Genomic DNA, 12,301 nt, shown 5'->3' on the forward strand with positions numbered 1-12,301 from the left:
TTCTTTTCATGGGATAGCCAAGAGGGGCACGCCGCTCCGCCCGCTTCCTCATGCCTACGCCTGCCAACCGCGGGGCTCCGTTCCACTGGCGCCCCTCCAAAAGGCCAGGGAGCAGGATCTCGGCACCTGGCTCCCCCTGTAATCCTCCTCCCGGCCCGCGGCAGACAGCCCGGGCCGGGAATCTTCCTATGAAGAGTCTCCGGGAAGGCGCCCCCGCTCCATCTCTGCCTGCGCTTTGTGACGGGCCGCGGCAAAGGCCTGCACCGAACGGGAGACATCATCCTCCGTCGTCGCCCAGGAGCAGACACTTACCCTGATCACCCTCCGTCCACACCATTCGGCACCGCCCACCCAGCATTCGCCTGAAGCCTGGATCTGTTCCATTGTCCTGGTTGTCAGTTCGTCCTCCTCACAGGCCACAAGCACCTGGTTGAAGACCACGTCGTTCAGTATGGCGAAGCCCTTGTCCCGCAGTGCGTCGGCCATCTGTACCGCCCGGTCGTGCAGCCCGGCCACCAGCTCGCCGACACCGGACCGGCCCAGATAGCGCAGTACCGCCCAGAGCTCCACGGCCCGGGCCCGCCTGGACATCTCGGGCGTATAGTACATGCCCTCCCGCTGATCGCCGAAGGCAAGGTAGGACCCCGAAGCGTGCAGGGCCTGGGCGATGGCCTCCCGGTCCCGGCAGAGGACGATGCCGCTGTCGTAGGGGGTGTTGAGGGTCTTGTGCCCGTCCGCCGACCAGGAGTCGGCCATCTCCATGCCTCTGGTGAGATCCTGGAAACGTTCCGAGGCTCCCGCCCAGAGACCGAAGGCCCCGTCGATATGCACCCAGGCTCCGGCATCCCGGGCTTTTGCGCAGAGCTCGCCGAAGGGGTCGAAGGCACCGGTGCGCACCTCGCCCGCCTGGAGGATCAGAACAGTGTGGTCGTCCAGTTCCGGGAGGGCCTCCGGCACGATACGGCCCTGACTGTCCGTTGCAACCCATTCCACGTTGCCGGTGCCCAGCCCAAGCACGGAGACGGCCTTGACCACCGCTCCGTGGGCGCAGTCGCCGGTCACGATGCGCACAGCAGGGGCACCGTTGAGGCCCCGGGTGTTGACCTCCCACCCCGCCCGTTCCAGCACACGGTACCTGGCCGCCGCAAGCCCGCAGACTATGGCCTGGGAGGTGCCGCTGACAAAACCGGCCACCACCTCATCGGGCAGCCCCAGGAGCTCGCGCAGCCAGCGTTGGCAAACCTCCTCAAGCTTGGCCACCACGGGAGACATCACCTGCAGTGCCGCGTTCTGGTCCCACATGTCCGAAAGCCACCGTACCGCAAGGGAGGCCGGGATCGCCCCACCGGTGACAAAGCCGAAATAGCGCCCGCCGGTGCCCGTCACCGTGGCGGGAGATCCGTACCGGTGCAGCTGTCGCACCAGCGACTGTGCGTCACAGGGTTCTTCGGGGAGGGGTTCCTCGAACACACCGAGCCCCTCCAGGGCTTCCTGTTGAGGGAAGACGGGGCGGCCGGAAACCTGATCGGCGTATTCAAAGGCGCACTGCTGGGCAGTTCTGAATACCTCTTTACTGGACATCTCCTGAAACATCCGATGTTGTAGTGGCTGCATCGTTTTTGCTCTCCCCATTCATGCTCAGTTGGTCGCAACTATGCCCCCCGGCGCACGGCCATCTTCCTGCGCAACAGCTGGGCGTTGACCGCCACAATGACCGTGCTGAGGCTCATCACGCCCCCAGCGCGGGGCTGACGAGAATGCCGGCGTTGTACAGAACACCGGCGGCCAGGGGTATGGCCGCAACAGTATAGCCTGTAGCCCAGACAAAGTTCTGGATCATCTTCCTGTGCGTCTCCCTGCCGAACAGCACCAGCGAAACGATTGATGGTGCCGCCGGTTTTGCGACCGCCTCCTTCGTCATGCTTTCCGTCAGCGCAGTGGAGGTCCTTCCATTGCCGGCTCGGCCGCTTTCCGGTGTTTTCGTTCCGGTCACTGCGGATACAGCTCGTGAGGTGTAGAATGGAGGTGCTGCAAAGGGAGGGAACACGATGAGCCTCGAACTCTGGGCGGCCTTCGTGGCCGCTTCGGTCTGCATTCTCATTCTGCCCGGCCCGGTGATCATCACGGTGATCAGCCAGGCAGCGGCATACGGGAGGACCTCCGTGGTCCCGCTTGTGGCCGGCGTTGTCCTGGGGGACTTCACGGCCATGACGCTCTCCATCGTGGGGCTGGGAGCACTGATTTCCGCCTCGGCGGTTCTCTTTTCCGTGTTCAAATGGATAGGCGCGTGCTACCTGGTCTATCTGGGGATAGGCCGGTGGCGTGCCTCCAGAGAAGAAACCTCCACACAGGCTCCACACACAACCAGAGGCCCCGCCCTCTTCCGCAGTTCCTATATCGTTGCGGCCTCAAACCCCAAGAGCATTGCCTTCTTCGTCGCCTTCCTGCCCCAGTTCGTCAATCCGCAGCAGCCTGCGGCGCAGCAGTTCCCGCTGCTGATGGGGACCTTCCTCCTGCTTTCTTTCACCAACGCCGGTCTCCTGGCATTCTTCTCGGGAACGCTGCGGGAGACCCTGCAGAGCAGTGCCTTCCACAGGTGGGTCAACCGGTGCGGCGGTACGGCGCTCATCGGGGCCGGCATCTTCACGGCGGCGATGAAGCAGACCTAACCAGACACAAAAAGCCGGCCCGGCATCCCTCGCATGAAATCCCGGTTCACGATCTATGGAACCTGCGAAGGTCCCCCTACCCTCCGGCGAGGAGCGGAAAGACGGAGACCTCGTCGCCGGAGGCGAGCTCCGTGTCGCCGCCGTTCAGGTGGACGATATGACGGCCGTTGACGAGGATGATCGTCTGTGAGGAGATCTCTCCGGCCTCCGTGAGGGCCATCCTCCGGAAGGGAGTGCCGTAACGGTCGGCAAGAGCCGCCAGGAGGTCCCGGACGGTGGGTTGCTCCGGGACCTCCACGGCCTTGCAGTCGGTCACGTTCCGGAAGGTGCCGAAAAACGCGACCTTGATCATCCCTACTTGTACCCTTCCAGACCCAGCGCGGCGAGCTTCTCGGCGGTGGGCACGCCCTTGTCGTCCCAGCCGCGTTCCTCGTAGTACCTGGGCAGCATCTCCGCAAGCCGGCTGACCTTGCCCTGGGCGGGCCCCGCAGGAATGGGGGTTTTCAGGAGTCGATCGGGCAGCCGGTCGTCCGCGGCGGAGAGCCCCGCCTTGAGATTGAAGAGCCGTTCCAGGTTCCAGATGCGGTCGCCCACCTCCAGCACCTTCCCGGCATCGTAGGCCTTGCCTGTCGCCGCGGCCAGGAGTTCGCCGATCTCGTCGCCCCCAAGGGCGAAGGTGGCGAAGAGGCACATGCCGCCGGCGTCCACCGTGCCGGTGAGGTCCTGGAAGATCTTGGCCCAGGTGGGCTTGTCGTCGATGCTGTCGGGATCGAGCTTCTGCGGCAGACCCAGCACCTCCGGCGAGGTCAGGTAGCCGCGGACGTGGCAGCCGCCGCGGTTGGAGGTGGCGTACTCCAGCCCCATTCCCTGCAGGGCCCGGGGGTCGTAGGCGGGCATCTCCTGCTTTTTCACCGACATGGAGAGCTCCGGGCGGCCGTACTTCTCGGCCAGACGGGCCGAACCGAGGGCCAGCTCGTCGCCGAAGCCCTGTCGGTAGGCCGTGGCCTCGGTGAGCCTGGTGAGCATCTCCGCCGCACCGAATCCCAGCGCGCCGCCCACCCTGCCGTCGTCGATGACCCCTTCCTCGTAGAGCTCCATGGCGCAGCCGATGGTGCTGCCCATGGTGATGGTGTCCAGCCCCAGTTCATTGCAGAGGAAGTTGGCCTTGGTGATGGCGTTGAGGTCGCTCACCCCGCAGTGGGCGCCGTAGGCCCAGACCGTCTCGTACTCCGGCCCCTCGCCTTCGCCCTCGTAGGGCGGCTCCGACTTGGAGACCCGCCCGCAGCGCATGGCGCAGCCGAAACAGCCCTTGGGCTTCACCAGATACTTCTCGGCCAGCGTCTCGCCGCTGATTGCCTCGGCCTCCTCGAACTGCGCCTCCCGGAAGTTCCTGGTGGGCAGGGCGCCAACGGAGTTGATCACATTCACCAGGATGTCCGTGCCGTAGGCCGGGAGCCCTTCGGAGGTGACGGAGTTCTCGCTCAGCTTGGTACGGGCGTCCTTCACCGCCGCCATGAAGCGCTCCTCCTCGGCGATCTGCACCTTGCCCGTCCCCCGGACCACCACGGCCTTGAGGTTCTTGGAGCCCATCACCGCTCCGACTCCGCTGCGTCCCGGCGCACGGTGCTTGTCGTTCATGATGCAGGCGAAGAGCACACCATTCTCGCCGGCTGGCCCGATGCAGGCCACCTTGGCCTTGGGATCGGTGGCCTCCAGGAGCGTATCGGTGGCCTCGTCGGTCTTTTTCCCCCAGAGTTCGCCGGCGTCGCGCAGCTCCACACTGTCGTCGTGCACCCAGAGGTAGACGGGCTTCTCCGCCTTCCCCTCGAAGATGATCATGTCGTAACCGGCGTACTTCAGGTCCGGCCCCCAGAAACCGCCGGAGTTGGACGCCGCAATGGTACCGGTGAGCGGGCCCTTGGTGACCACGTTGAACCGTCCGCTGGAAGGCGAAAGCGTCCCCGTCAGCGGCCCCCCGGCGAAGATCAGCTTGTTCTCCGGGCCCAGGGGATCCACCTTGGGGTCCACCTCGTCGCAGAAATACTTGGTGCCGAGCCCGCGTCCGCCGACGTAGCGCTCGGCGTCGTCCATCCTGGTCGCTTCCTTCGTCACCTTGCCTGCCGTGAGATCCACACGCAACACAGTACCCGTCCATCCATACATACACAGTCCCTCCTCTGCAATCACTGGCTCTCTGTCCCATCGACCACTCGGCTACCGCCGCAGAGCCACCGGCCGCCGCAACGGTACGCACATTCCCCGCAGAGGAGACATCAGGCACTTTTCAGAGCCTAACCACGCATAGGGCACGCTTGGCATCACTCTCATCACGGTTTGCTACCCCTCCCCAAACGTAGTTACAAACCTGATTGCCAACCCTGCTGCCACAGCTATTCCTTTCGGAGGCCGCAGCCTCCACGGCTGGAGATCACTCGGAACGCTCCGGCAGATCCCTCCCTTCGCGATTCTGCGACGACGCGCCGCCACCCACAGCAACGTGTCCCCGCCACGCAATACGGCACCCCCTTTCTTCCCGGACCGCCGCATTGCCATGAAATACTACACCCATTGAAAATTCAGAACAAGAGACAGCAGTCGCGGATGCTGACACAGCCACACGAATGTTCACCCTGCAGTCTGACAAAGAGAACCAAAAGAACACCAAAGAATTCGGAACATTCCCTCAAGATAGACTTTAAGGGACAATCGGAGCCCTTCCGCCGGAAATCAGGGTCCGACTTTCCAAAACGAAGGCAAAAGGCCGAAATTTTTTCCATTTATAAGGCAGAGAGCATCGATCGCAATATTTGCGAGACGTGCAAAGCCCTCTGGGAAAATGACCTTGTGGTACACTGATTTTACCAAGACATTACCCGAACTTTATTGTATACAATCCTCCTTCGCATCACTCCGACAAATAGGCCCTGTCGCGCAAAAGACCGGGCCAACAGAATCTTTGGCATCCGCAAGGGGGAATCCATTTGGCAGCAGAATGGCAGCGGTTTGACAGAGAGAGGGAAAGGACGAGACTGGAGGAGGTGTCCATAATGGGATAATGACACGAGCTTGACTTCCAGACTGACTTCCGGAATTTTAAAATACGTCAATTTCAAGCGAAGGAGAGGCGTTATGAGAAAAAGAACAAGACATCTGTTTATTTCATTTCTATTGGTAGCAGCAGCCCTGCTCTACTGTGGAACCGCCCTCGCGGCGGAGCTGCAGTCGGCCCCATTGAACCCGGATTTCCTCGCCTATCTGGAGAAGATCGACGAGAAGAGCTCGAACGTGGGCATCGGCGGCGGAGGCCACCCCACGGGATACGTCCCCCATCCGGTGGATTTCTCCCATCTGGCAGGAAAGTCCTTTGTCCCCCGGAGCGCCCGCAAGCAGGTCAACACCGCTCCGGCCCAGTACGACCTCCGTTCGCTGGGGGAGGTCCCTCCCGTCAAAGACCAGAACCCCTACGGGATGTGCTGGACCTTCGCCGCCCAGGCCTCCATCGAGTCCTCCATGCTGAAACAGGGGATGGGCACGGCGGACTACTCGGAGTGGCAGCTGGGGTATCAGGCCTTTAACGGCACACCGTCATTCGACAACAATTCGGGAAGGGACTGGCCCAACGCGGGCGGCGACGACTGGATTGCCGTGGCGGTGATGGCCAGGTGGGATGCACCGGTCCTGGAAAGCGATGCACCCTATGACGGCCCGACTCCCACAGGAAACGAGACCATCCAGAAACATCTCCAGAACGCCCACTATCTCCACATGGATCCCGCCTCGCCGATGATGCCCAGGTACCCCGCCATCGACATCGAGAACGCCAAGTATGCGCTGATGAACTACGGCGCCATCAGCATCGGTGTCTATTCGTCAGCCATGGGTGACGCCACGGTCTGGGACAGCGCCACCAGCGCCTACTACTACCAGGGATCCGGGATCTCCGACCACGCCGTGGATATCGTCGGCTGGGACGACAGCTACACGGCGGACAACTTCGCCACCACGCCCCCCGGCAACGGCGCCTGGATCGTCCGCAACAGCTGGGGCAGCGCCTGGGGCGACAGCGGCTATTTCTACGTCTCCTACTACAGCAAGGGGATCGACAGCGGCATCGCCTACGCCGTGGAGGATGTCGACAACTACGACTATAACTACCAGTACGATCCCCTGGGCGCCTGCGATACCGTCGGGTACGACTCGGAAACGGCCTGGTTCGCCAATGTCTTCGAGGCCGGAACGGGCAAGGAGGCTGCCGGCAGCAAAGGGGCGGCCGGCGAACAGATCAAGGCCGTCTCCTTCTACTGCAACAGCGCCTCCACGTCCAACCCCGCGACCTACAACATCTATGTCTACACCGATCTCCCGGCGAGCCCCGGCAACCCCATCAACGGGACACTGCGGGATGTGACCGGCGGGACACTGGGCCGCACGGGGTACGTCACCGTACCGCTCGGCAACGCCGTCTATGTCGCCGAGGAGGAGAGGTTTTCCATCGTGGTGGAGCTCACCACGCCGGGGTACACCTACCCCATTGGGGTGGAACGTCCGATCACCGGCTACACCAGCAACGCCACGGCGTCGGCGGGGCAGAGCTACGTCTCGTCGAACGGGACAACCTGGACGGATATGACGACCCTGGCCGCTAACGCCAATGTCTGCCTCAAGGCCTTCACCGACGATGCCGCAGGCACCCACTACTTCGTCACCGAAAACGGTTCCGGCGACGGCTCTAGCTGGGAGAACGCCTCCTCGGATCTGGCGGGCATCCTGCAGAAGGCTGCTTCCGGCAACGAGGTCTGGGTGGCTGCAGGCACCTACACTCCGATCAGCGTCGATACGCCCACCAGCACGGACCGGGAGGCAAGCTTTGTACTTCCGGAGGGTGTCGAGGTCTACGGTGGCTTCGCCGGCGATGAGACCTCCCTGTCGGAGCGGGACATCAGTGACAACGAAACAATCCTCAGCGGCAACATCGGAAACGAAACCGTCTCACGGGACAACTGTTACCACGTACTGTCCGCCGTTGACCCGGACTACAATTCAAGCGACATCGAGCCCGAGATCATTGTTGACGGCTTCACCATCCGCGACGGCTATGCCTCGCGGGACCTGGGCGGCGACGAGGTCGATAATGAAGGCGCCGGGATGCAGGTCAAGGGAATCTCCTCTCTTGTGATTCGCAATTGCAAATTCATGAACAACTTCGCTTACAGATCTGGAGGAGGATTCCTCTCCTACGAAAGCGGCCTAACCTTCGACAACTGCACCTTCCAGGATAACAAGGCATTCTTGGGTGGGGGAGCGTTTGTCGCAGACAGTACCAACATCACTGTCAGGAATTGCACTTTCAAAGGGAATTGGGCGGTGTCCGGCAGCGGCTTCTTTGAAGATACCAGCAGCCCTCTAGTCGAAGATTGTCTCTTTGAAGACAACGTCGCCAGTGAGGATGCTGCTGGGATAGCAAGCGAATACGGACAAAGCTATCCCATTATCCGTGGGTGTGTGTTCAGAAACAACGAATCTCAATGCGACGATGGTGTTGCAATATGGTTTAACGAGAGCAACCCCACTATTGAAGACTGCACATTCGAAAACAATATCGTCACAGGATGGGCAAATCATCACGGAGGTGGCTTCAGCCTCCATCTCAGCGAGGAGGCGTCTATAGAGAGCTGCGATTTCACGGGTAACAGCGGGGCCATCTATGTCCACGACAGCAGCTATACGATGCGGAACTGCAGTTTCACCGGCAATTACGCCGACAATGGCGATCAGGGGGGCGCCATCAAACACTATCTCGATCCTGTCCGCAGCTACGATATCACTATAGAGATTGCGGACTGCTCCTTCACCGACAACAAAGCCGACGGCCAGGGCGGCGCCATCATGACAACCACAAGCCCCGATTACCACAAGGCCATCAGCATCGACATGACGATCACGAACTGCACCTTCACGGGCAACGAAGGGGATTCGGGCGGAGCTATCCACACCTACTACGTAGAACCTCTTATCCAGAGCTGCGACTTTACGGAAAACCGCGGCGTACAGGTCGGCGGCGCATTGGCACAGACACAGAGCAACGCCAGGATCCTGCATTCCACCTTCGACGGAAACACTACAGCCAAATCAGGCGGCGCCGTCTGGAACCTCAGCAGTGATGTGGTGACCACCAACTGCACCTACTACCAAAACGGAACAACGTCACCTGATCACGGGGGCGGAGCCTTCGCCAACTGGGGAAGCGATCCCAAAATCACCAACTGCACCTTTACGGGCAACCTCTCCAGCCATGGAAGCGGCATGTACAATCAAGAGGGCAGCAATCCCACTATTACCAACAGCATCTTCTGGAACGACCGCAACAACGATATCGCAAACAACGGCGATTCCACTCCCACCATCACCTACTCCGTCATCAACGACGACAACCCCGACAGGTTCGGCGACCACAACACCAATGCCGATCCGATGCTGGACACGCTGAAAGACAACGGCGGACCCACGGAAACCTGCGCCATCGGCACAACCGGTTCAGCCTACGACAGCGCTACGGCCAATGGAGCCCCGGCCACCGACCAGCGCGGCGAACCCAGGCCCTCGGGCAACGGCTACGACATCGGCGCCTACGAAATCCAGATCACCGCGCCAACATCTACACCAGCACCGGTACCCACCGAACCGCCCGCCCCGGAGCCGACGACCGCACCGACTGCAGCCCCCACGGCGACACCGACCTCCGGACCTACGCCCACTCCGGTTCCCGTTCCGGAATCTGAGGATGTGGACAGCGATGACGTGACGCCCGACGAGGATTCCGGGACGGTCAGCGCCGATGTGGAGCCGGTGGAAGAGGAAGACGAGGACGAGGTGGCACAGCAGGCCCAGGAGATGATCGACGACGGCGAAGCCGGAAAGGTCGACCGGATCCGCACCTCCAAGGTGAAGGCCAGGCTGAGGGAAGGCAGCGACAGGGCGGGCTTCACCATCAGTGACGGCGGCAACGAGATGACCGCCCAGGCCGAAATCAGGACGAAGGTGCTGGTCAAAAACCAGGGCGGCGACTGGAAACGCTTCGATCCCGGCTACAGCGGCGAGGACCTGGAGATCACCGAGACAGCAGACGGCAGTCTCAAGCTCTTCGTGACCGACCAGAAGGCCTACGACCAGGACGGCGAGGTGGGCCTCGTGGAGACGGACCTGGCCATTGTGACCTATCAGGCGGCCACACCGACCACGGCACCGACGACGCCCTCAAGCGGCGGTGGCGGCGGCTGCAGCATGGGCTTCTCGCTCTTCGGACTGTTGCTGGTCCTGGTGCCGGGGCTGCTGGCCATCCGGCGGTAGACGGCGTTCTCCGCGCAGCCGGGACACCCCGGGGCGCGCTGCACCACAACCAGCCGGGCTCCGGGGGCAGCCGCCACCGCCTCCGCGGAGCCCTTTCCTCCATCACGCCGGGCATCCTTCAGGGTGCCCGGCGTTTCCCTTGCATGCGCACATATGGACACCACACAGGCCACGGAGAGCTGGCGGATACGACAAGCCACCCGCCGCCGCTGCAACCCCACACCCTGAGAGCCTCCACTGGGTTGTGCCATGCCTCCCAGGGGAACCACCCAAACAGCCACAGCGCGCCTACGGAGCATTCCTGCAGTTCATCTTTCCAAACACAGCGACAAATCGCAGGGATTCTCCTTGTACCCTCCATCCTCTGCAGGTATGATAGGCAGGACCAATTTCCCATACTAATGCAGAAACTCCACAAACCAGCCTTTCCAGCACGGCATGCAATAGCGCTCTACACCGACACAGCAAGGGGGCATGGAATCCCATGAGAAGACGAAGGCAACACTACGTGACCGCGTCTGTCGTCGCGGCGGCGCTCTTGGTTTGCGGTACGGCCGCCGCCATGGCACCGCAGCCGGCGCCGCCGAATCCGGACTTTCTGGCTTACCGGGAGCAACTGGAAGAAGCAAAACAGGCCGAGCCCCGGGGGTGCATCCCCCATCCGGTAAACCTCTCCCATCTGGCGGGGAGCTCCATCGTTCCCCTGAACGCCCGGGAAGAGGTGCGACACTACGCCGCCACCTATGATCTCCGCACTCTCGACCAGGTGCCGCCTGTCCGCAACCAAAGAACCTACAAAATCTGCTATGCTTTCGCCGCCCAGGCATCCATCGAATCCTCCATGCTGAAACAGGACAAGGAAAAGGCGGACTACTCGGAGTGGCAGCTGGCCTACGAGACCTACAACGGTTTCGTGACGGAGAACGACTATCCTCCATTTGACCGTGACTACTCCGTCAAATGGTATCACCTGGGCGGGGTAGACCGCCAGGCGGCGTCCGTTCTGGCCCGCTGGGACGCCCCGGTACTGGAAAGCGACGCTCCCTGCGGCGGAGAGGACCCCACAGGGAAGGGAACAGTCCAAAAGCATCTCCAGAAGGCCCTCTACCTCCCCGGGATCAGGAACGAACCTCTCGATACCGGGAACGCCAAGTACGCCCTGGTGCACTACGGTGCGATCAGTATCAGCATGTTCGCAGGCGGCATGGCCGATCCGGCGGTCTGGAACAAAGAAACCAACGCCTACTACTATCCCTATGACGCCGCGCCGGCAACCGACCACGCAGTCAATATCGTCGGCTGGAACGACAACTACCCCAAAGAGAACTTCGCCTCGGAACCCGCCGAAGACGGTGCCTGGATCGTCCGGAACAGCTGGGGAACCGACTGGGGCGACAAGGGATACCTCTACATCTCCTACCACAGCGCGGGCCTCGAAAACGGGGTGGCCTACACCGTCGAGAAGACCGACAACTACGACAATATCTACCAGTACGATCCTCTCGGTCTCTGCCAGGCAATAGGCTTCGGCTCCGACACGGCCTGGTGCGCCAATGTCTTCAAGACAGGCACAGGCCGCACAACGCGGGGAACCGCCACGCAAGGGAGCAGCGGCGAACGGATCAAAGCCGTCTCCTTCTACTCTCTCGGCGGCTCCTCAATGAACCCGGCCCAGTACACCATCTACGTCTACACCGATCTCCCGGACCATCCCGACGATCCCTGCAATGGAGACCTCTGGGAGGTGATCGACGGAAAACTGGAGCAAGCAGGCTACGTCACCATTCCGCTCAACAATGCGGTGCCTGTCAGCAAAGACGAGGTTTTCTCCATTGTCCTGCAACTCACCACTCCCGGGTACCACTCCCCTATCCCGGTCGAAAGCCCGGTCAAAGACTATAGCAGCTTCGCTACCTGCGGATACAAGGAGAGCTTCATCTCACCCAGCATGACAGACTGGGATGAGCTGGACCTGCATATCGACGGTGCCAATGTCTGCGTCAAGGCCTTTACCGACAGCCTCGCGGAACCGGCCACCCCCACGCCGACGCCGAGACCGGCCACACCGACACCCACATTGATCCCCACCCTGGCACCGCAGCCAACCAGAGCCCCGACGGCCACACCTGCTGCAGCGCCCACGGCAACGCCCACACCGGGCCCCGTTCCCGAACCGGAGGAGATCGGCAGCGGTGATGTGGAACCCGACAGCGAGGTGGCCAGTATGGATGTGGAGCCCCTGGACGGCGAGGACAACAGCGGAGCCCAGCAGTCCGCCCAGGGCC

Annotated in this window: 7 protein-coding genes; 3 read left to right on the plus strand and 4 right to left on the minus strand. The window is 62.0% G+C overall.

All coding sequences use genetic code 11. The features are described 5' to 3' along the window. Positions 1-186: 186 nt before the first annotated feature. Both K9L28_10045 and K9L28_10050 read right to left on the minus strand, forming a co-directional pair. A complete protein-coding gene (locus tag K9L28_10045; GenBank protein ID MCF7936667.1) occupies positions 187-1,614 on the minus strand; it encodes an aminotransferase class V-fold PLP-dependent enzyme in 1,428 nt (475 codons plus the stop codon). Positions 1,615-1,729: 115 nt separating this feature from the next. Beyond that, the gene (locus tag K9L28_10050; GenBank protein MCF7936668.1) at positions 1,730-1,921 is read right to left on the minus strand and encodes a hypothetical protein; all 192 of its coding nucleotides are present in this window, start codon (positions 1,919-1,921) and stop codon (positions 1,730-1,732) included. 127 nt (positions 1,922-2,048) lie between these two features. Between K9L28_10050 and K9L28_10055 the strand changes: the two genes are divergently transcribed. Further along, a complete protein-coding gene (locus K9L28_10055) occupies positions 2,049-2,669 on the plus strand; it encodes a LysE family translocator (GenBank protein MCF7936669.1) in 621 nt (206 codons plus the stop codon). Positions 2,670-2,745: 76 nt separating this feature from the next. Here the strand turns inward: K9L28_10055 and K9L28_10060 are convergent, their stop codons facing one another. After that, positions 2,746-3,018, minus strand: coding sequence for a MoaD/ThiS family protein (locus tag K9L28_10060; GenBank protein ID MCF7936670.1), 273 nt, complete (start codon positions 3,016-3,018; stop codon positions 2,746-2,748). Positions 3,019-3,023: 5 nt separating this feature from the next. Continuing rightward, complete coding sequence (locus tag K9L28_10065) at positions 3,024-4,832, minus strand: aldehyde ferredoxin oxidoreductase family protein (GenBank protein MCF7936671.1); 1,809 nt, start codon at positions 4,830-4,832, stop codon at positions 3,024-3,026. 966 nt (positions 4,833-5,798) lie between these two features. Between K9L28_10065 and K9L28_10070 the strand changes: the two genes are divergently transcribed. Together K9L28_10070 and K9L28_10075 are read left to right on the plus strand one after the other, a co-directional pair. Next, positions 5,799-10,016 (plus strand): right-handed parallel beta-helix repeat-containing protein, encoded by a 4,218-nt coding sequence (locus K9L28_10070; GenBank protein MCF7936672.1) that lies wholly within the window; start codon positions 5,799-5,801, stop codon positions 10,014-10,016. 484 nt (positions 10,017-10,500) lie between these two features. Next, positions 10,501-12,301: hypothetical protein (locus tag K9L28_10075; protein ID MCF7936673.1), on the plus strand; the 1,801-nt coding region annotated here is incomplete at its 3' end.

The sequence above is a fragment of the Synergistales bacterium genome, assembly GCA_021736445.1.
Taxonomy (GTDB): Bacteria; Synergistota; Synergistia; order Synergistales; family Aminiphilaceae; genus JAIPGA01.

What these genes read in the sequence shown, in the direction of transcription:
- K9L28_10045 (MCF7936667.1), bottom strand. Translation starts at nt 1,614, where the DNA reads ATGCAGCCACTACAACATCGGATGTTTCAGGAGATGTCCAGTAAAGAG.
- K9L28_10050 (MCF7936668.1), bottom strand. Translation starts at nt 1,921, where the DNA reads ATGACGAAGGAGGCGGTCGCAAAACCGGCGGCACCATCAATCGTTTCG.
- K9L28_10055 (MCF7936669.1), top strand. Translation starts at nt 2,049, where the DNA reads ATGAGCCTCGAACTCTGGGCGGCCTTCGTGGCCGCTTCGGTCTGCATT.
- K9L28_10065 (MCF7936671.1), bottom strand. Translation starts at nt 4,832, where the DNA reads ATGTATGGATGGACGGGTACTGTGTTGCGTGTGGATCTCACGGCAGGC.
- K9L28_10070 (MCF7936672.1), top strand. Translation starts at nt 5,799, where the DNA reads ATGAGAAAAAGAACAAGACATCTGTTTATTTCATTTCTATTGGTAGCA.